The 19,422-nt window shown below is 52.8% G+C and carries 17 protein-coding genes and 2 pseudogenes; 7 read left to right on the top strand and 12 right to left on the bottom strand.

The annotated features are described in order from the left end of the window. Positions 1-167: 167 nt before the first annotated feature. Positions 168-2,060, top strand: a complete 1,893-nt coding sequence (locus H6A34_RS09335; RefSeq protein WP_205105119.1) for a glycoside hydrolase family 13 protein — start codon at positions 168-170, stop codon at positions 2,058-2,060. 96 nt (positions 2,061-2,156) lie between these two features. Here H6A34_RS09335 and H6A34_RS09340 read toward each other — a convergent pair whose 3' ends face one another. The 8 genes and pseudogenes from H6A34_RS09340 to H6A34_RS09375 form a co-directional block, all read right to left on the bottom strand. After that, positions 2,157-3,311, bottom strand: coding sequence for a carboxymuconolactone decarboxylase family protein (locus tag H6A34_RS09340; RefSeq protein ID WP_205105121.1), 1,155 nt, complete (start codon positions 3,309-3,311; stop codon positions 2,157-2,159). A gap of 26 nt (positions 3,312-3,337) precedes the next feature. Continuing rightward, positions 3,338-3,982 carry a flavodoxin family protein gene (locus tag H6A34_RS09345; RefSeq protein WP_239480826.1) on the bottom strand — a complete coding sequence of 215 codons (645 nt, stop codon included), beginning with the start codon at positions 3,980-3,982 and terminating at the stop codon, positions 3,338-3,340. 20 nt (positions 3,983-4,002) lie between these two features. Beyond that, positions 4,003-4,542, bottom strand: a pseudogene (locus tag H6A34_RS09350) (flavin reductase family protein); the annotation flags it as partial. Between the two features lie 219 nt (positions 4,543-4,761). Next, positions 4,762-5,799, bottom strand: coding sequence for an amidohydrolase family protein (locus tag H6A34_RS09355; protein WP_205105125.1), 1,038 nt, complete (start codon positions 5,797-5,799; stop codon positions 4,762-4,764). Positions 5,800-5,856: 57 nt separating this feature from the next. Then, entirely contained in the window at positions 5,857-6,864 is a 1,008-nt protein-coding gene (locus H6A34_RS09360; protein WP_205105127.1) for an aldo/keto reductase, read from the bottom strand. 220 nt (positions 6,865-7,084) lie between these two features. Next, positions 7,085-7,567, bottom strand: a complete 483-nt coding sequence (locus tag H6A34_RS09365) for a cyclophilin-like fold protein (protein ID WP_205105129.1) — start codon at positions 7,565-7,567, stop codon at positions 7,085-7,087. Positions 7,568-7,603: 36 nt separating this feature from the next. After that, the gene (locus tag H6A34_RS09370) at positions 7,604-8,092 is read right to left on the bottom strand and encodes a cyclophilin-like fold protein (RefSeq protein WP_205105131.1); all 489 of its coding nucleotides are present in this window, start codon (positions 8,090-8,092) and stop codon (positions 7,604-7,606) included. 46 nt (positions 8,093-8,138) lie between these two features. Continuing rightward, a complete protein-coding gene (locus tag H6A34_RS09375) occupies positions 8,139-9,326 on the bottom strand; it encodes an iron-containing alcohol dehydrogenase (RefSeq protein WP_205105133.1) in 1,188 nt (395 codons plus the stop codon). Between the two features lie 292 nt (positions 9,327-9,618). On the opposite strand from H6A34_RS09375, the pseudogene H6A34_RS09380 reads away from it, so the two are divergent. Continuing rightward, positions 9,619-10,517, top strand: a pseudogene (locus H6A34_RS09380) (helix-turn-helix domain-containing protein). Positions 10,518-10,677: 160 nt separating this feature from the next. Here H6A34_RS09380 and H6A34_RS09385 read toward each other — a convergent pair. Continuing rightward, positions 10,678-11,664, bottom strand: a complete 987-nt coding sequence (locus tag H6A34_RS09385) for an IS1595 family transposase (protein ID WP_205105137.1) — start codon at positions 11,662-11,664, stop codon at positions 10,678-10,680. A gap of 220 nt (positions 11,665-11,884) precedes the next feature. On the opposite strand from H6A34_RS09385, the gene H6A34_RS09390 reads away from it, so the two are divergent. Beyond that, complete coding sequence (locus H6A34_RS09390; protein ID WP_205105139.1) at positions 11,885-12,838, top strand: SH3 domain-containing protein; 954 nt, start codon at positions 11,885-11,887, stop codon at positions 12,836-12,838. Between the two features lie 68 nt (positions 12,839-12,906). Here the strand turns inward: H6A34_RS09390 and H6A34_RS09395 are convergent, their stop codons facing one another. From H6A34_RS09395 to H6A34_RS09405, 3 genes are all read right to left on the bottom strand, one after another. Continuing rightward, positions 12,907-13,632, bottom strand: coding sequence for a DUF169 domain-containing protein (locus H6A34_RS09395; RefSeq protein WP_205105141.1), 726 nt, complete (start codon positions 13,630-13,632; stop codon positions 12,907-12,909). A 64-nt stretch (positions 13,633-13,696) separates the two neighbouring features. Then, on the bottom strand, positions 13,697-14,395 hold the full coding sequence (locus H6A34_RS09400; protein ID WP_021949274.1) for a response regulator transcription factor: 699 nt from the start codon (positions 14,393-14,395) through the stop codon (positions 13,697-13,699). 32 nt (positions 14,396-14,427) lie between these two features. After that, on the bottom strand, positions 14,428-16,188 hold the full coding sequence (locus H6A34_RS09405) for a tetratricopeptide repeat-containing sensor histidine kinase (RefSeq protein WP_205105143.1): 1,761 nt from the start codon (positions 16,186-16,188) through the stop codon (positions 14,428-14,430). 247 nt (positions 16,189-16,435) lie between these two features. On the opposite strand from H6A34_RS09405, the gene H6A34_RS09410 reads away from it, so the two are divergent. The 4 genes from H6A34_RS09410 to H6A34_RS09425 all read left to right on the top strand — a co-directional run bounded on the left by H6A34_RS09410 (position 16,436) and on the right by H6A34_RS09425 (position 19,230). Further along, positions 16,436-17,077, top strand: a complete 642-nt coding sequence (locus tag H6A34_RS09410; RefSeq protein ID WP_205105145.1) for a C40 family peptidase — start codon at positions 16,436-16,438, stop codon at positions 17,075-17,077. A 29-nt stretch (positions 17,078-17,106) separates the two neighbouring features. Further along, positions 17,107-17,511, top strand: a complete 405-nt coding sequence (locus H6A34_RS09415; protein ID WP_021949277.1) for a DUF4878 domain-containing protein — start codon at positions 17,107-17,109, stop codon at positions 17,509-17,511. 278 nt (positions 17,512-17,789) lie between these two features. Next, the gene (locus H6A34_RS09420; protein WP_205105147.1) at positions 17,790-18,596 is read left to right on the top strand and encodes a hypothetical protein; all 807 of its coding nucleotides are present in this window, start codon (positions 17,790-17,792) and stop codon (positions 18,594-18,596) included. 37 nt (positions 18,597-18,633) lie between these two features. Further along, positions 18,634-19,230, top strand: coding sequence for a hypothetical protein (locus H6A34_RS09425; protein WP_205105149.1), 597 nt, complete (start codon positions 18,634-18,636; stop codon positions 19,228-19,230). Positions 19,231-19,422 lie beyond the last annotated feature (192 nt).

Below are 19,422 nucleotides of genomic sequence, written 5' to 3' on the forward strand. Positions count from 1 at the left end.
AGTAGTTAAAGTCAAATGCTTTGTTGGATGAAGAACGAATACTCAGGTTTGCCTGTTCAGTTGAAAAATCTTCACTTAGTAGGGCACTTGACTTTAACTACTGAGCGAACGGTAGTGAGCGATAACTCCTTTAACTCCTTTAACTACCATATAAAAACAACAACGACATGAGAACCCTTATCTTATCACTTAGCTTACTTTTAAGCGTTATGACAACCAACGCGGCGGTCAAGGTAGACCGCATTGACCCGACAAACTGGTTTGTCGGCATGAAAAATCCGTCGCTGCAGCTCATGGTTTACGGCGAAGGCATACGCTCGGCAGAGGTCACTACTGACTATGCCGGCGTCAAGGTGGACAGCATTGTGCGGCTTGACAGCCCCAACTACCTGCTCGTTTACCTCAATCTTGAAGGCGCGCAACCCGGCGAGATGACCCTTAACTTCAAGGACGGGAAGTCTACAAAGAAGGTGAAATACCAGCTCAAGGCGCGCGAGAAGCGTGGCGAGGAGCGCATGGGATTCACCAATGCCGACGTGCTCTACATGCTTATGCCCGACCGTTTTGCTGACGGCGACCCTAAAAACAACGACATCAAGGGCCTTAACGCATACAAGACCGACCGTACGCAGCCAAGTCTTCGCCACGGTGGCGACCTTGAAGGCATACGTCAGCACCTCGACTACTTCACCAAACTGGGCGTTACGGCCCTGTGGTTTACGCCCGTTCTCGAGAACAACTCGCCCGACAATAACGGCCAAAGCACGTATCATGGCTACGCTACGACCGACTATTACCGTGTAGACCCACGCTTCGGCACCAACGAAGAGTACCGCCGCTTGTGTGACGAGGCGCACTCCAAAGGCCTGAAGGTAGTGATGGACATGATCTTCAACCACTGCGGATTCGAACATCCGTGGGTTAGCGACATGCCGTCAAAGGACTGGCTGAACACTCCCGAGTGGCTTGCCGCACGACAGGACAAGACCAAGCCGGAGGTGAACGACAAGTACTTGCAGACCAGCTATAAGCTGACGCCCGTAGTAGACCCGTACGCCAGCGACGTAGACCTGCGCGAGACGGTTGACGGATGGTTCGTTCCCACCATGCCGGACCTTAACCAACGCAACCCGCACGTCATCACTTATCTTATCCAGAACAGTGAGTGGTGGATCGAGACCGTAGGAATTGACGGCATACGCATGGACACTTATCCTTACGCCGACGCCACGGCGATGGCTAAATGGATGAAGACGCTTGACGAGGAGTATCCCAACTTCAACGTAGTAGGCGAGACATGGGTTACCGAGCCGGCATATACTGCCGCATGGCAAAAGGACTCAAAGGTGGCGAAAGAGAACAGTTACCTCAAGACTGTGATGGATTTCAGCTTCTTTGACAAGGTCAACATGGCGAAGAAAGAGGACACCGACGACTGGTGGAACGGCTACAACCGCCTGTATAACAACTTCGTTTACGATTATCTTTACCCCAATCCGTCAAGCGTGATGGCGTTTATCGAGAACCACGACACCGACCGTTTCCTCGGCAAGGGCAAGGACTCTACCGCCCTGAAACAGGCTTTGGCCCTGCTGCTTACCGTCAACCGTACTCCGCAACTGTACTACGGAACGGAGATTTTGATGAACGGAACGAAGGAAGTTACCGACGGCAACGTGCGAAAGGATTTCCCCGGAGGCTTTGCCGGAGACTCCAAGAACGCCTTTACGGGTGCAGGTATGACTAAGGCCGAGAACGCGATGTTCACCTGGTTGAGCCGTCTGCTGCACTGGCGACAGGGCAACGACGTGGTTATCAAGGGCTCGCAGAAGCAGTTTATACCATATAAGGGCGTATATGTAGTGGCCCGCCAGTATAACGGAAAGAACGTAATGACAGTTATCAACGGCACGAAGAAGCCCGCAACGCTTGCCGTCAATCGTTACGCTGAGGTGATAGGAGCAGCCAAGTCGGCAAAAGACGTGCTCACCGACAGCACCGTCAACTTGGCCGCCGACGTGCAATTGCAGCCCCGCCAAGTGCTCGTACTCGAGTTTTAGACATTTGTTGCATAGCTTTTTAATGATATATCGTGACACAGAAAAGCCCCTTACGGTAGCGATACCGCAAGGGGCTTTCCTGTGATAAGGCCGTTGTTATTTTATTTTCAGGCCCGGAATGAGGGGCTTCGTGTCGACAAGCTCCAGATTCTTTACCATCGACAGCGTGCCTTCCTTGTACTTCTTGAAGTGCGGAGTGGTTATATGCGCCTTATAGGCGGCGTTGTCGGCGTATATCTCAAGTATCGTAATCTTGTGCGGAGCGTCTTTTTCGGCCGTGGCGTACAGGGTCAGCACGCCAGGCTCAAGCCGCATAGAAGCCTCTATCTCCTCACGAAGGAATGCGTTGTAGGCGTCAAGCTGTGCCGGGTCTACGGTTATTCTTGACAGGCGGACAAGGTTGTTTGCCGGCGTTACGCCTTTGGCGTTCTCCTGTTTTATTATCCTGAGCGCCTTGATTGCTGCCGGAAAACCGATGTACGGCAGGCATTGCACAATCGCTGAGGCCACCGTTTCGGGCGTGTTGCCCGCCTTGATGTTGCCGTGGTAGTGCGAACTTAGCTGGCTGTCGGCGCCGATTGTGGCGAGAACGCAATACCCAAGAAGCTCCCGTGTCTTTAGGTCAAGCCCGCCACGGGTGTACGTTTCGCCGAAGAAATATCCTGTCAGGAATCTTTCAACATCACGTCCGAGTCCTCCGGGCACCCCGTCCATGACGGCTGAAATGCCTCCGCTGTACAGCGAATCCTGTATTTCCTTGCCCCGTTCGTGGCGGTCGGCGTCGGTAACGGTGGTTTGTGCTTCGAGCGGAAGGCTTATTCCACGCTCGGTTAATACCTCGTTGACCGTGCCCACTGCGTTAAGCGTCTTTGGAAAACCTATGAACGGCGCCGTGAGATACATCGCCTCACGCAGCTCTACGGGCTTTACGCCAACGTTGAGGGCGGCCGCGGCGTGCGCTTTCAGTTGCGGAAGAGTCTGCATTGTGGCCAGAACCGTGCAGGTTATCAGCTCACGTTGGGCGATGGTAAGATTGCCCGTGGCGAACACTTCGCCAAAGATGAACTTCTGCAGCATGGCCATCAGCTCGGGGTCAGTACCCTCTCCGGTTAGAGCCTCACCGCCGAACAGCGTCCGGTAGTTCTGCCTGCATGTCTCGGTTCTGTCCGTTTGCGTGCCCGTTTGCGCGTTGCCGGGCAGCGCGAGCGCCGCCAGCAGCGCGGTTAATACCGTGATAATATATTTGTTCATGGTTGGAGTGTTGTGTTGTTATGCCATCAAATACTTTTGCCAAGGCGGTAGGCTTCGTCGCCATATCCGGTAGATTTTACAGAGCCTGCCGTCCATACGCCCGGAGCGATGACCTCGCCCACGCTTGTCCAGCCTAGATATTCGGTCAGTGTACGGTAATGTGAGAGTATCGGTTCTGCCTCTTTCTTCGCCGTGTCGGCGTATGTCATCAGCAGGGCGGCCTTCTTCGGGCTGCCCTTTATCTGCCCGTTTATGGCGTAGAAGCGGTCGATTACGCTCTTCATCTGCGCCGATATGCCGAAATAATACATCGGCGTGGCGAACACAACCATGTCGGCTTCAATCAGATGGGGACGTAATTCGTCGAAATCATCCTTTATCACGCATGGTCCGTCCATCCCGCAGCTGTTGCAGGCGCGGCACGGAGCCACATGCCTGAAGGCGCAATCAAAGCGGAAAACCTCGTGTCCGCGCTCTTTCGCGCCCTTTATGAATTGTTCCGCAAGGTAAGCCGAGTTGCCGTTACGCCTCGGACTTCCCGTCAATACCACTATTTTCATTATATTGTTGTAGTCTGTTTTGTTACTTATTGCCCGTACGAGGCTGCTGCCAAGCAGCACTGTGCCTGTCGCCGCGATAAGTGATTTCTTGATAAATTCGCGTCGTTCCATAATCATTATGGCTTCAGTTTCTTGCCAAGAGAAGTGCATTTGCATATCACGTCGCCCGTACGCAGGTATGTATAGCCCGGCATGTCAAACAGTACGGGCTTCAGCTTGCCGTAGTCTGGCTTGCCCTTGTCGTTCAATACGCTCTCGTCGGCATAGGTGGCGGTAATCTTGCAGATGAAGTTGTCGAACGTATCAGTTTCATAGTTGTCTACAACCTCGCATTCCATCGTCAGCGGCGATTCGTCGATTATGGGCGTTCCGCCCTCGCCGGTATGGTAGTCGAACACGCCGGACTTGTCCGTCTTTGCCCCGCTTACGCAGCCAGTGTAGTCGGCGCGTTCGAGCATTGCCTCGTTGACGATGTTCACTGACACCCGCCCCGTGGCTTTAACGCCTTGGTTGGTGTAGTGGGCTTTGTGCATGCTCAGCATGATACGGTCGTGCCCGATTATGCCTACGTGGGCCACGAGCAGCCAGTTTACCTTTCCGTTGACCTCCGTGCCGACTACCACTGCCGGCGTGGGATAGAGGGCCAACACGTTTCCGATGTTCTTTTTCATGATGTTATGTTTTATGTTTTTACGCTTAATGAATGTATAGCGACGCCTGATTTCAGGCTGTATTGTAACATGTTGTAAATCAACGGGTTGTAAACAATGCTCTAAAAGGTGGCCTTTTGGCTTGTAAAAGACCGTCTTTTAGCCGCCAAAAGGCCGCCTTTCGCATGGCGATTTGCCGTCTTTTGTATAGCCGTTGATTTTGGTTCAGCCTTCGTTGCGCTATTTACGGTTGTCGTCAATGCTGCTGTTGAACAGTTTTTCGGCATTGTTCCGAAGCATGTCATCGGCGTATCGTGACAGTATGCCGTCGCTTTCCAGCATGTATTTCAGTCTTTTCAGGTTGTCTTGAAGCACGTTGTCGGGCAGGTAGGGATAGTCCGAGCCGTATAGAATGTGGTCGGGCGTGGTCACGGTCAGCAGGGTTCGTACTACCTCTTGCGTCGGGTTGCCCGCCAGGTCGTAGTACAACTGCCTGAGGTTAGCCTCCCAGTCTATTGGCTGCATATACCCCTGGGTCTGCATTGCGTGGTGGATGGCCTTCATGCGGGGCAGCGCCAATGGCAGGAACGAGCCGCAATGGGGCACCACAACCTTTACTCCTGGATAACGCACGAGCACGTTACGTGCTATCATGTTGACCACTGCGCGTGTCGTCTCGGCCGGATATTCGTATATGGCGAGCGGCGTCGTGGCCGTTGTACTTTCGTTATAGGGCGTTGGGCGGTGGGGATGTATTATCACGACGGCGCCTCGCTTGCTGAGCACTGACATCAGCGTGTCCAGTTGTTCGTCGCCGAGGTATAGTCCACGGCTGTTCGTTGCCATCCTTATGCCGTCCGCCTTCAGCGTGTCGAGGGCGTATATGGCCTCGCGTATGGCGGCGTCGACGTCGGGCAGTGGCAGCGATGCGCAGAACTTGAAGCGCCCCGTGAATCTTGCTTTTACCCTTGCCGCCTCCTCGTTAATCTTGCGTACGCACTCTGCGCTCTCGTGGCTGTCGCCGTAATAAGGCTGCGGAGCTGGCATGGTAAGCACCGCGCATTCTATCCCTGCCTTGTCCATGAAGGCTACGTGGGCCTCTGCGTTCCATGCAGGCAGCGGAAAAGTCTCCTCAAGTTCTGCCCCGTGGCGCCGTAACAGCGCTGTGTATTCCTCCGTGATGATGTGCGAATGCACGTCAACCGCCCTTTGCACAGGCACTGCAATGCCCGGCGTAAGCATGGCAACCGCCACGGCCAGTCGTATCAGTCCTTTCATGTCTTTTCCTCTTTTGCCTTTTATACAACTTTCGTTCTTGTCTGAACAGTCAGCCGTTTACTTGTTAGTAAGCGCCTCCTGGTCCTCTGGATAGCGTGCGCCGGTTATCTCTATGCCGTCAAGATGGCGGCGTATGTCGGCCAGCTCGTCGTCGGTAAACGTTATGTCGGCACCTCCTATGTTCTCCTTTACCCTTTCTATGCGCTTCGTTCCTGGTATGGGCACTATCCATGGCCTCTGTGCCAGCAGCCATCCTATCGCTATGCGTGCCGGCGTAGTGTGCTTCTGCGTGGCTATTTGCTCTACATACTCAACGAGCGCAACGTTGTGTTGCAGGTTGTCAGGGCTGAATCGGGGTATTGCCGAGCGGAAGTCGGTCTTGTCAAACTTCGTGTCGCGGTTAAAGCGTCCCGTCAACATGGCCTTGCCCAAAGGGCTGAACGGCACAAATCCAATGCCGAGCTCTTCGAGTGTAGGCAGCAGTTCCTGTTCCGGCTGGCGGTACCATAGTGAGTATTCGCTCTGTACTGCCGTAAGCGGACATACCGCGTGGGCACGCCTGACGGTGGCCGGTGCGGCCTCGGACAGTCCCCAGTGCAGCACCTTGCCCTCCCTTATGAGCGACGCTACGGTGTCGGCCACTATTTCAATAGGCGTGTCCGGGTCAACACGGTGTTGGTAATACAGGTCTATGTGGTCGGTACGCAGGCGTCGCAGCGAGCCTTCCACGGCGTGGCGGATGGTCTCCGGCTTGCTTGACAGGCTGACGGGGCGCGCCGTGCCGCCAAGGTCGAAGTCATGGTTGAGGTCATAGCCGAACTTGGTGGCTATGACAACCCTGTCGCGCACGGGTTCGAGAGCCTCGCCTACGAGTGCTTCGTTCTTGAAAAAGCTGTACACTTCTGCCGTGTCGAAAAGCGTAACGCCAAGGTCTACGGCCTCGCGTATCACTTTTATGGCCTCGTTTTTGTCGGGGTAGGGCGGATAGCTTTGGGTGAATCCCATGCAGCCAAGACCTACGGCCGATACCTCCAGTCCTTGTTTACCCAATGTTCTTGTCTTCATATTTCTTTCTTTTGATAGTCCCTTGATATGTTTTACGGCGGCATTATTCCGCTATTCGGAGTGTGTTATAAGGCTTATTCTTATCCGTGTTGTAACTTGTTGTAAGTCAACGAGTTGTAAACAGCACTCTAAAAGGTGGCCTTTCGGCTTGTAAAAGATGGTCTTTTGGCGGCCGAAAGGCCACCTTTCGCAAGGCGATTTGCCGTCTTTTGCATAACGGCTATTCCGCTGATAGCGTCACGGTAACGTCGCCGCTGCCCAAGGCCTGCTTCAGTTCGTCTGCTGTGGCGTTGTCGATGCGGCCCAGGCGGGTGAAGTTCCACGAGTTCTTGTCATAGTAAATCACGAGGTATTTGCCCTGGTACAGGATGATGTCGCCGGCCGACGTTGTGGTTGGTCGGTCGTTTCGTGGCAGCGAAGTGCCTATCGGTCCCACCTTTTCCATGCTTGCGTAGTCCTCCATCTCAATCGTGAGGTCGCCTTTCATGATGAGTTCTCTCAGCGCTTCGGCCGAAGAGTTGTCGGCCAGTGTGGCGGTAAACGTGCGTCCGCCCGTTACCGTCAGCTTGATTTTAGTTGTTTCCATGTTCTTTGGGTTATTGCTTGTGTCGTTCTGTTTTGACTGTCCGCAGGCTGTCATTGTTGTCGCTATGACGGCGAACAGCAGTGCCAGCGGACTTAAGAAGATACTTCTCTTTTTCATGTTCGGGTAAATTCAGTATTTCCGCTACGTTACGGTTTATGGCCGTTCAAACCTTACCCGCACGTCGTCTGTGCCAATAAGGGCATTGATACCGTCGCCGTCGATGTGCCCGATTTTTATCAGCGAGCCGCTTTCCGACCATTCCCTGCAGAATATCGCCACGTTGCCCCACGGCTCGTAGATGGTGATGTCGCCCGGCACGGGGGCGCATCCGCGCGGCGTGTCGTCAAGACTCAGTGCCGGTTCGGGGTAGAATATCTTTTCCGTTCCGTTGTTGTAGTCCTCTAATGTCACTTCAAGCGGCAGCCGCGACATGAAGTCGCGCGCGGCTCCATTGTCCTCCATGGTGGCTGTAATTGTGCTGTTGCCCACGATGATGTTCACCTTGAAGCTCCCGACAGTTCCCGTACTGCCGCCTTCTTCCTCTTCTACGGGCGGCTCGGGCACAGTGTCCGAGCCGCTGCTGCAGGCCGAAGTAGTTACTCCAATGAGCAACATCAGCATGTATAAAAATAGTTTTTTCATCATTGTCGGTGTTTAAGGGCTGTTAGTTTCTGTATTTTGCACCTTTTTATTTGTACGATTTCCTGTAGATGTCGATTATGTCCTCGTCGCTCATCTGCGCACGGTCGCTGGTGAACATAATACCCATCACCTCACGTGTGTTGCGCATAAGGGTCTCGAACTCTTCCGGACGGATACCGTAGTCAGACATTTTCATGTCGGCCACACCGCATTCTTCCTGCAGGCGGGTAAGCGCAGTAAGGAAGTCTTCGGGCTTGTCGGCGTCCTTAATGCCCATAGCCTGTGCCATGCGGATGAAGCGTTCGTCGCATGCGTGGCGCTCGATGAAATACTCGTAATAGGCCCTGCTTATCATTATAAGTCCCGCTCCGTGGGGCAGGTTGGGGTGGTATGCTGAGAGAGCGTGCTCCAGTGCGTGCTCGCTCGTTATCAGTGTGAGGCACATTACGCCGCCCGACAGGGTGTTGCCGAATGCCACACGGGTGCGCGCCTCAAGGTCATTGCCGTCTTTTACGGCGCGTGGCAGGTATTTGGCGATGTTCTCTATCGCTGTCAGCGAGTACATGTCGCTCATGAGGTTGGCGCCACGGGCGATGTAACCCTCGGTGCTGTGGAAGAGCGCATCAAACCCCTGGTATGCCGTGAAGACAGGAGGTACGCTTTGCATGAGCTCCGGGTCTACGATTGAAAGTGTCGGGAACAACGACGCATCGCCGATAAAGGCCTTCTCGAAAGTGTCTTCCTTGGTTATAACTCCCGAGTTGTCGGTCTCTGAACCCGTGCCTGCCGTTGTGGTTATGGCCACGATGGGCAGCGGTCTTGACGTTATCGGGCGTCCCTTGCCCGAGCCTATCGTCACGTAATCCCACAGTTCGCCGTCGTTGGTTGCCATTACGGCGATGGCTTTAGAGCAGTCCATCACGCTGCCGCCGCCCAGTGCTACGATGAAGTCGCAGCCGTTCTTGCGTGCCGCCTCGGCACCTGCGTTGACGTTGGCAACTGTAGGATTGGGTGCCACTCCGTCAAACACCACGGTATCAACGCCGGCCTTTGCCAGCTGTTCTTCAGTGCGGGCGAGGTATCCGTTGGCACGTGTCGACTTGCCGTTGGATATTACAATGAGCGCCTTCTTACCCGGAAGAGGCTGTTCGCCCAGCTTGTCGAGCATCCCCGCGCCGAACATTACGTGTGTGTGGATGTACTGGGCATAATTCATGTTAGTGATAGTCATCATGTCTTTTTTGTTTTATTTAATGTTATACTGTAAAAAATTCTTCGCTATGTACGGTCGTGGCGGCTTACAGCCTGTATCGTTACTTGTTCCGGTTGCAAAATTAGTGCAAGTAAAGTCATGTGACGATACCCGACTTACTGACGTTTGTAACGCATTTACGGATTTGCGTCCGGCTCTTGTCCTGCTTACGGATAAAATGATTAACTTTGCCAATGAAGCAATGCCTTTAAGGCTTGCCGGCGGCGTCTGCATGCCGTGCGTTTTTCATTTGGCCGTTATATAGTTGAAGATTATGGACGAAATTATAAGATTGGACACTGTTGAGGACTACTGTAACCTGTTCGGGCTTGAAATGATGAATCCGCTTGTGGGCGTGATAGACTTGCGCAATGCAACGCGCCATCCCGTATCCTTCACCGTACATTATGGCGTTTATGCCATCTTCCTGAAGGATACTAAATGCGGCGACATACGCTATGGCCGCCTGCCATACGACTACCGCGATGGCACGGTGGTAAGTTTTGCACCGGGCCAGGTGGCCGAGACGGAGATGCTTGAGGGCATGAAGCCGACGGCCCGGGGGCTGCTGTTCCATCCGGATATAATCAAGGGTACGCCGCTTGAGCGGGAGATGAGGACCTATTCGTTCTTCTCTTACGACTCGACAGAGGCCCTTCACTTGTCAGGACAGGAGAAAACGACATTCGTCGACTGTCTCGACAAGATTAAGACGGAACTGATGCGCCCTGTTGACAGGCTTACGAACCGTATCATGGCACGTATTATACAGCTGTTGCTGGATTACTGCATGCGCTTCTATAACCGCCAGTTCGCTACCCGCAAGGATGTCAACAAGGGCGTAATGGAGCGGTTTGAAGCTCTGCTTGACGATTATTACCATAGCGACAGGCCCTTGTTGGACGGACTGCCCTCAGTCAAGTATTTTGCCGACAAGGTATGCTTGTCGCCAAACTATTTTGGTGATCTCGTGAGAAAAGAAACGGGAAAGACGGCGCAGGAATGCATACAAGACAAGGTTATGGAGATGGCGAAGGAGAAACTTATTGGTTCTGACAAGACCGTAAGCCAGATTGCATACGAGCTGGGATACCAGTATTCGCAACATTTCAACCGCATGTTCAAAAGGGCTGTGGCATGTCGCCGAGCGAATACCGTAGGCAGGAATGGTAATCGCGGAATAACTGCTTCGTGATTGATGGCCTTTTGCCTTGCGTTTTGTGCCTTTTCGCAAGGTAAAAGGCCATCAATAGCATTGTGAAAGGTTACCTTTTGTAGGGCATGCTGTCCGTGCTGCACACATTATTGTATAATTCCGGCCGGCTCTAGTTAATTATACCGTTGCAAACTTGACATTATAGTGGTTCATGGAAAGCCCAAGCAGTTCGTCGGCCTGGTCATTGCAGAACTTCAGCACGGTCTCTTTCACCTTGAACCAGTTGAGATAGTCCTGCATGTACTTCGTGGCGACTCCCCAGAATGTTCCGTTAAGCCATTTCTTGAGCCTGTTGTGCAGGGAATTGACATGCTGGATATGGAAAAATCCCCTCTTGACATGCCGGCCAAGGTCTGCCCTGATTACGACATGTTCAATATGGTTGTCCATTGCATACCCCTTGTAGCTGACATGGCCGTCCGAACACAGCACGGTCCCTTTGGGCAGAGGGGTGCGCAGGCTTTCCGTGATTTCCGCCTTCGTCAGCCGTCCATAGCCGCAAAACGTCATGTTGAGGTCGTTCTTCCTGTCAGCTGTCACTATGACGGTGGCCTTGTCCTTGGACATGCCCTTGCCTTTTGCCTCTCCACCACGCTTGCGGGGCTTGCGTTTCAGATGTCGGCTGCCTTTGTCTGACTTGTCAAAGAACGTCTCGTCGCTTTCGGTTATTCCGGAGAACGAACCGCCTTCATCTTGCTTCAGGGAACGCAATATCTTGTGCCGCCAGTCGAAGGCCGTCTTCTTGTTGATGTGCAAGGCGGCGGATATCTTGTCAAGGGATTTCTGTTCGGACATCAGGTGCATGTATGCCTTCACAAGCCCTTTCTTGTGGAGCTTCTGCTGCCATGTGCCGGTGTATTCGGTGAACGTCCTGCCGCAATCCTTGCACTTGAAGCGTTGCGTTCCGTGATCCTTGCCGAAACGGTAGTAATGGTTGCCTCCACAATGAGGACAGCAGCCCTGTTTTTCCAATAAGGCAGACAGGCGTGAGCTTTCAGGGACTGTCGCTTCGCACTGATTGCCTGCGCTCAATGCCTGCACCAAAGATTGCCGTTCCGTCTCTGATAAAGACTGTGCGGCTGACAAGATTTCATTATACGTCATGATTTCCTCCTTTTTAAAATGGATATGCAATTAATATGCCACTTTACAACGTATTGTTAAACTAGAGCCTTCCGGCCTTATGAGGCGTTTTATCGCCTTGGCATATGAGCGGTTTGATAAAAAATATTTACTTTTGCATTCTCTTTCCGCCGTGCGTTTATAAAGCTCTTGCGCACGGTGGAGCAAGGTAGGCAAGAGCTTGTTTCGCAAAACAATTGTTATGAAGAGAACATTAACCCTGCTGTTATCGACTATGTTCTTGCTGGCTTTTATGCCGTGTGTTGTCCCCGTGTATGCGGACAATCCGTTTCGAGGTGTGTGGATAAACAACACTGCCGAGCAGTATGAACAGCTGAAAATGAATCTTTACGATAAGTCAATCAAGTTGTCTGACGAGGCGGGTCAGAGTTACGGTTACTTGCAAGTGGAGAACGATTTTGTGTCGGATTATTGGATAATAACCGACGTTACGGCCATACAGGGCAACAAGGCTCAGGTAAAGTATTACAGTCTGAGGTACGGTATGCCGGAACAGAAGGAGAGCATGACGGTAACGTATAACGCGGCCGACGGCTCGATAGCTTTCGGCGAGGGATATACGTTCGCGCCGTCGTCGGCCTGTAAGTTTGTTGAGATAATCAAGAGCGATGTCAATATACGTACCGCTCCCGTTACAGGCGCCCCCGTAATGAAGGCGCAGGCGGGCATGACGTTTGCTTATGCGGGTTTGGATAAGGGCTGGTATAAGGTCAGCCTTGCCGGCGGAACTACCGGATACGTGTCCGGAGAACTTGCAAACCCGCTTTCAGGTGAGGCTTCTCGCATACCGGATGAGGCCTTCGGGCGTAGCGGGCAGTATGTTAGCGACGACAATAGCACGCTGCACAGCGTCGATTTCATGCGCAAGGGTGACGTGGTCTACATGTCGGTAGCCCATAGTCATGTGAATGTCAACACTGGTTCGATGAGATATTACGGCACGACAATATACAAGGGAAAGGTGGACGGCTGCCGGCTGGTGTTCACGAAAAAGCTCGACGGCTTTAATGTCGTGCTTGACTCCGGCGTGGATGAAGGCAGCATGACCGACATTAAGCCGTACACGGTGTATTATTCGCCGACTAATGCCGACTTTGTTGTTGACGGAAAGATGATAAAAGCAAAGAGTTTCTGACGCTGTATCAACGTGTCCGGCGGTGTAATGACTGCTTTTATCAATAGTGTAGGATTAACGGGCGGCGGTTATTCCATCCGTCCGTTAATCCTTTCTTTAATTTTCGTCCATCCGTGAGTGCCCGACAGGCAGCATCGGTCAATGGTATCTAACATCTCGGGAAGGCGCACGGCGGGTATCACGAAACTTAGTTCGTCGGCGCCGATGTACGGCCGTGCCGATGGGTCGAGCATGCCGATGAAAGTCCGTCGGCCGCCCAATCGGTTCTCGCGTACGGCCTGTGCCACTACCGATGAGCAGCCTGAGCCGAACGGGCACGATACGGCGCTGTCTGAATTGTTGTCAAAGAAAGCCCATGCGGCCAGTCCTGATAGTATGTCCGGCGTGACAATGAATAGCAGTCCCTCAATCATGTCAAGGCTCTCGGCCTTGTCTATGCGTACGAAGTTCAGGTATTTTCTTGTCGTAAGCCTTATGTCGAGCTTGTCAATGCACTCCGTAACATCGGCGGGTGAGGCCTTGTAACGCTCTTTTTCGGATACGAATGACGGCACGTGTGGCGGCATGGGCGCAAAGCCGGTGTATAGTTTGCCTCCACCGCAGCCTATGGTCTCGGCGTTGAGGCTTATCGGTTGTCCTTCCCTTGCGGCGTACAGGCATTTGAAAAAACAGCCTCCCGTCTTGCCGTTGGTGCCGGCTGGGGTATCGCTGTAATAGAAAACGATGGGCAGTTCTGGCTTTTCGCCGAATGCTTCACGGTATTTTGATATGAAAGTCGTAATGTCCGTATTCATGTTTTTGCGGTTTAAACTGTTTAATTTGCAAAAATACGAATATACGCCGACAATATCCAACGTTTTATTTGATATTGTCTTTTATTATTTCAGGTGCGCTGATATATCCACGGGTGATGGCTTTTACGATGAGGTCAGCCATGTTGCGTGCGCCAAGTTTCGCGAACAGGCTTTTACGGTGGGTCTCTACCGTGTTCTCTGAAATGAACAGTCGTGAGGCAATCTCCTTCGACGTGAATCCTCCCGCGAGCGCTTTGAGGATTTCTATTTCACGCTCTGACGGATGTTCTATATGTTGGCGGCAGCCGTACAGCTTCTTTTTCAGTCCCGGACAGAAGTATTGTCCGCCGTTCATGACGGCAGTCATGGCGTCAACCATCTGTGTAAAGTCGGTAGACTTGAACATTATGGCGTTGACGCCTTTGTCCAGCATTCGCCTGAGCAGCCATATTTCCTCATGAATGGTGTTTACTATTATGCGGGCGTCGGCATGTGTCGAGCGTATTATGTCAATCAGTTCGAAGCCGTCGATGTCGGGCATGCCGATGTCGATGATATATAAATCGAATCTTCTGTGCGTCAGTACGTTAACCAGGTCGGCAGCGCGGATGAATGTCTCTACGTTCTCCACGCCGCAGCCTTGCATCAAGCTCTTGAATCCTTCAAGTATAAGCGCATGGTCGTCGACAACGGCGACAGACTTGTCTTGCAATAAATATCTTTGTGCCTCGTTCATCGGGGCAAAGTTATACCATGCATCCATATCTGCAATAACGGAAATCCGTGGTTTTGCCTTTATGCTTTCCTATGTACGACAACGTTCAGCGTCGTACCGCCTGCGTGCCTGTTAACTGTCAGTTTACCGCCTGCCGCCTCGGCGCGTTGCTTCATTGTGCGGCGGCCTATGCCGCTGCCGCCTTGTTGCGAGCCCTGGCTTCCGTTATCGGTAATGGTTAGTGTGAGCGTATCCTGCGTCATGTTAAGCTCTACGCCAATGTCAGTTGCGCCGGAATGCTTGACGGCATTGCCTACGGCCTCTTGCGTAATGCGATACAGTTCGAGAGCCGTGGCATCGGGCACTGTGCTCCAGTCGGCATCGTCGGGTATTGCGGTGAAGGTTATCCTGCGTGCCGATGCTTCGGCAGTACTTGCCACGTAGTCATAGATTACCATGCAGATGTCGGCGTATTTGAACTCGGGAGGCATTAATTCGTGTGATACCCGCCTTACCTGCTCGCGTATTTCGTTAAGCCGTTCAGGCAGTTCTGTAGCGCCGGAAGCCTTGTTGTCGGCCATAACCTGCAGGGTGTACAGGTTGTTGCATACGCCGTCGTGCAGTTCTTTTGCCAGCCTTTCACGTTCACTCTCCAGTCCTTCGAGGTAGCGGCGGGTAAGCCTGCGGTCGGTATCGGCCTTCAACCTGGCGAACTCGGCCTCTCTTTCGCGTATCCTGCGGCGCTGTCTTTGCACGTAAAGCGATACGAGTACGGCGCAGACCAGTACCACTAATGCGCCGATGGCTATGTACATGCGTGTGCGTGACAGCTCGGTCTCGCTACGGGCGAGGGCCAGTTCCTTTTCCTTAGTCTGGTATTTTACTGTAAGTTCGCGCAGGCTTTCAGCCTTGTCTTTCTCGAAAAGGCTGTCTTTCAGCGCCACGGCTTTGCCCATGCATTCGTAAGCCTTGCGCCATTCGCCAAGCTTTGCCCATGCCTCGTGCATGTTGTTGTAACAGTCGTAGACCACGAACGGCATGGCGTCGACACCTTCTGTCGACAGGATTTTATTGAAGAGGGCTATTGACTCTTGCCAATTCTCGTGCTTCATAGCCACGCTGCACTGTATCTGGTAGTAGGCTATCAGCGCCATTGTGTCGGTAACCTTGCCTTCTATGCGGCTGCACCTGTCGCGCCATTGGCCGACTGCCGTGGCGTCGTTCAGGCGGTCGGCTACGGCTATCATGTATGCTCCGGCGTTAAGGGCGGCAGGATATAGCTTGAGTTGCATGGCGAGTTCGTAGCTTGTTGTGAGCTGCCGTGCCGCCTCGCGGTTGTCTCCGCACATGAGGAATATCAGTCCGTCTTGCGCCAGCAGCTGCGCCTTCAGTTCCTTGTCGGCGCATTTCATGGCCCAGTCGGCAGCCAGTTTGGCGTAGTAAAGGGCGTCGTCCTTATGCTGCATGTCCACGTGCAGTGTTGCCATGTTGAGGTAGAGCGTGGCTGCTTCCTGCCTTGCCTCCTCGTCGGCGTTGCGCTTGAAGGCGTCGGTGGTGCACAGGCGCATTGCCGTGTTGTAGTGCTTCAGGGCTTCGTCGAGGCGTCCCAGCGTGCGCAGGTATACTCCCATTGACGAGTTCAAGCCGATGATGGCTGTTGTGTCGTTGTCGGGAACGGCTATTTCGAGAGCCTTTTCGGCTACGAGCAAGGCGGAGTCGTTCTTGCCCTCGGCGTGCAGCTGTTCTGCCTTCTGCCGTAGGTTGTCAAGTGTTTCGGCGTATCCCGCTGTTACGGCGGCCGTTAACATGATGGCAATCAGAAGTAGTCTCGAGGTTTTCATGGTGCTGTTATATTATTAAGGTGAAATATTTTGCAGGCGTGGTCATGTTGCAAATATAGTGAAAGGTGAGCGCAATGGCAAGAAAAAAACGAAGTTTTTTGACTTGACATTGCCGAACCGCATCCTATTTTCGTGCCGAAAAGATACTAAAAGTTTTCATTTTGGCATAATCGAACGTCTTGAAAATCACGGTATTCCGTTATTGTGTGGTTCATGTTTATTCTTATTTTTGCACAAAACGAGTATAATGTGGAATTGTCTGCGTGGCTGCGCAAGGTTTTCTTCCTATGTCGCAATTGTTGTCATTGCCGTTATTGCGCTTGCGTCATGCGGTCGTAAGGACGCCCGCAGCATACTGCCCGACGGATTGAAGCTGCGCGAGGGCGACATAGTGTTCCGCCGTGGCAACGGCCTTACGAGCCGTGCCGTGCTTGCGGCCGACCGCCACGGACAGTACTCCCACGTCGGGATGGTGGTTGATTCGTGCGGGGTGATGATGGTGGTGCACGCCGTTCCTGGCGAGCCTGACTATGAGGGCGACCCCGACAGGGTGAAAATGGAGACGCCGGAGAAGTTCTTTATATCCTTGAATGCCGACATCGGCGAGGTGAAGCGCCTGCGGGGCGATACCGTGGCGCCTGCCGTGGCAGCCCGCGAGGCCGTGGAGATATACCGTAGGGGGACGCTGTTCGACCATGACTATGACGATTCCGACACGTCGAGGATGTACTGTTGCGAGCTTGTCATGCATGCTTATGCCCGGGCCGGAATACCGCTCGTGGGGACGTTCAGGCATGAGTTCCGCCTGCCCGGATTGGGACTTATACGCTGCGTGCTGCCGTCCGACATCTGCAATAACGGCCGCCTGGCTACCGTTGCGGCGTTTTAAATGACATTACTAACCAAAAAATTATATTTATGAAGAAGTTATTTGCATTCATGGCCGCGGTTTTCGCCGCGCTGACGCTCGCTTCATGTGGCGGCGGCAATACGCCGAAGGGCGTTACCGAGCAGTTTATCAAGGCTATACAGGACCAGGACGGGGAGAAGATGGCGTCGCTGATTTACTTTCCTGACGGCAAGAGTCCCGAGACAGAGGGTGAGCGCGAGCAGTTTGTGGCGATGATGAACGGCAAGGTGAACACTACCTATGCCAACTACGGCAAGCTGAAATCGTACGAGATACAGTCGGAGGAAGTGTCTGAAGACGGCACCGAGGCTGTGGTGGCTGTGCATATGGAGTATGAGAAAAAGACGAGCGACGACAAGGTTAAGCTGAAGAAAGACCCGGAAGGCAACTGGAAGATTGACATGAGAAAGTAGCTCCTTGAGGGGAGTGGCACGGCCGGACGTTGTGTAAAAGACGGTTAATCGCATTGTAAAAGGCCGTCTTTTACACGCCAAAAGGCTACCTTTCGCACACTAAAAGATGGCCTTTTATAACGTATTGGGAATCAAGGTGTTACGCTGGTGGTCGTAAACTTCTCAATATGTAGCCCGCCGCCGGCTTCATGACGTCGGCCGCCGGCGCTGTTTTTGGCCGGCAAGTCAGCCGCCGGCAGCGGTCAGACATGCCGGCATAACTGAAAAACAACATTCAAATGAAAGAATTTCTTACATCCTCGACACTGCCTTTCTGGCTCGTGTTCATTATCGTGGCCGCCGCGTTCGGCCTTACCCTGCTTTACATGAAGGGCGGCAGCAAGTCATCGAAGCTGCTCTTTGCGTCGGCTGGCTGCATGCTTGCGGCCACCATTCTTGAAATTGTTATATACTCGGTATTGGGCGGCAACAGCCTGTGGTGGTGCACGTCAGACAAGTACGGCTTCTTCTCAAAGCTGTTCAAGCTGGTGCCCTTTGCCTTGTTTGTGGCGTTCCAGGTCCTGCAAGTATTCTTTTTCAAGGGCGCCGTTGAGGAACATATAGGCAAGGAGCTGTCGATGAAGGCAATGTTCATCTGCCTCGTGCTTACCTTCCCGATAGCGTTTGTCCTTGCAATCGTGTTGGGTATCGTCGGCGTTTCCGACGATACGGTGAGCGTAATAGCCAGCGTTGTGTTCGCCGTGCTCGTGGTAGGCGGCGTAGGTTGGGCCCTGATGCGCAACGTCCGCTCGGCAGGCTGGCGCCAGGGAGCCGTGTTCACGGCGTTCTCCTTAGTGTGCGTAGTGGCCGTTTGCCTTGCGATATTCCTGCTTATCGTTGCCTTGCTTGAGCTGTTCCTGCAAGTGCTGATGGTCGCTGCGGTAGTAGTCGGCGCAATATATGCGTTCGGCTTCATGTCGAAAGAGGCGTCGAAGCAGCAGCCCCAGCAGATGTTTTGGGACAAAGACGGCAACGGACACTTTACGGCAAATGCACGCAACGAGGCCAACAGGAAGATTGACGAGCGCAGGGCAGAGAACCAATGACCTTATATTTATTGTATAACATTAAACCGTTTTAATTATGAAAAAAGCTATCAGAACTCTTTGCTTGGTGGCAATAGCCATCTTCGCAATACCGCAACAGGCCGACGCGCAGTTCTTCAAGAAGCTGAAGAAGGCGGCGGAAAACGTTGTCAAGGAAGCCATAACGGGCGAGAAGACGACTGAAAGTACTGGAACGACAGCCCAAAGCTCTACTTCGGCCGTGAATTTTGTAGTCGGAGCTTCGGGTGTAAGTGTCGGTAATCCTGCCGCGAAGCACTTTGATGTTGAGTTTGTTGAGGCTGTCGGCAATGCCGCAAACAACACCGTGACTATCACTTTGAAGGCAACATCGAAAGATTTGAACTACTCCAACGTACACATCGGTGACAATACCGTGACAGGTTACGACGCAGACGGCAACGAATACAAAAGTAACGACTATGCCGAAGCCAAGAACATGCCGGCAGGGTTGCCTGTAAAGTTTGAGATATCAAGCCTAAGTAAAGTGCCCGCTACAGTTACAATGTTACCCGTTGTGTATGTGGGTTACTACCTAAGCGGCGATGTCCGCTCGTTGGGAGGTAACATTACGACGGGCATTCAGCTGAAAAATGTGCCCGTAACGTGGCAATAATTAGGGACGAGTTGACAAGGGACGAGCGGACAAGGAGATTTGCTTAGTTGACGAGTTGACAAGATACGAGCAGACAAGGAGAAATGCTTTGTTGTATATTAAGCAACTAAACAAATCTCCTTGTCTGCTCGTATCTTGTCAACTCGTCAACTTTTTAATAAAGAAGTACGAGTCCCGCGAAGCCTGAATAGC

The sequence above is a fragment of the Marseilla massiliensis genome (assembly GCF_016899855.1).
Classification (GTDB): domain Bacteria; phylum Bacteroidota; class Bacteroidia; order Bacteroidales; family Bacteroidaceae; genus Prevotella.

Excerpts from the sequence above, each read along its gene's own strand:
- H6A34_RS09405 (WP_205105143.1), bottom strand. The coding sequence starts at position 16,188 with ATGAAAACCTCGAGACTACTTCTGATTGCCATCATGTTAACGGCCGCC.
- H6A34_RS09375 (WP_205105133.1), bottom strand. The coding sequence starts at position 9,326 with ATGATGACTATCACTAACATGAATTATGCCCAGTACATCCACACACAC.
- H6A34_RS09395 (WP_205105141.1), bottom strand. The coding sequence starts at position 13,632 with ATGAATACGGACATTACGACTTTCATATCAAAATACCGTGAAGCATTC.
- H6A34_RS09360 (WP_205105127.1), bottom strand. The coding sequence starts at position 6,864 with ATGAAGACAAGAACATTGGGTAAACAAGGACTGGAGGTATCGGCCGTA.
- H6A34_RS09390 (WP_205105139.1), top strand. The coding sequence starts at position 11,885 with ATGAAGAGAACATTAACCCTGCTGTTATCGACTATGTTCTTGCTGGCT.
- H6A34_RS09415 (WP_021949277.1), top strand. The coding sequence starts at position 17,107 with ATGAAGAAGTTATTTGCATTCATGGCCGCGGTTTTCGCCGCGCTGACG.
- H6A34_RS09420 (WP_205105147.1), top strand. The coding sequence starts at position 17,790 with ATGAAAGAATTTCTTACATCCTCGACACTGCCTTTCTGGCTCGTGTTC.
- H6A34_RS09345 (WP_239480826.1), bottom strand. The coding sequence starts at position 3,982 with ATGGAACGACGCGAATTTATCAAGAAATCACTTATCGCGGCGACAGGC.
- H6A34_RS09355 (WP_205105125.1), bottom strand. The coding sequence starts at position 5,799 with ATGAAAGGACTGATACGACTGGCCGTGGCGGTTGCCATGCTTACGCCG.
- H6A34_RS09340 (WP_205105121.1), bottom strand. The coding sequence starts at position 3,311 with ATGAACAAATATATTATCACGGTATTAACCGCGCTGCTGGCGGCGCTC.
- H6A34_RS09410 (WP_205105145.1), top strand. The coding sequence starts at position 16,436 with ATGTGGAATTGTCTGCGTGGCTGCGCAAGGTTTTCTTCCTATGTCGCA.
- H6A34_RS09385 (WP_205105137.1), bottom strand. The coding sequence starts at position 11,664 with ATGACGTATAATGAAATCTTGTCAGCCGCACAGTCTTTATCAGAGACG.
- H6A34_RS09370 (WP_205105131.1), bottom strand. The coding sequence starts at position 8,092 with ATGAAAAAACTATTTTTATACATGCTGATGTTGCTCATTGGAGTAACT.
- H6A34_RS09400 (WP_021949274.1), bottom strand. The coding sequence starts at position 14,395 with ATGGATGCATGGTATAACTTTGCCCCGATGAACGAGGCACAAAGATAT.
- H6A34_RS09335 (WP_205105119.1), top strand. The coding sequence starts at position 168 with ATGAGAACCCTTATCTTATCACTTAGCTTACTTTTAAGCGTTATGACA.
- H6A34_RS09425 (WP_205105149.1), top strand. The coding sequence starts at position 18,634 with ATGAAAAAAGCTATCAGAACTCTTTGCTTGGTGGCAATAGCCATCTTC.
- H6A34_RS09365 (WP_205105129.1), bottom strand. The coding sequence starts at position 7,567 with ATGAAAAAGAGAAGTATCTTCTTAAGTCCGCTGGCACTGCTGTTCGCC.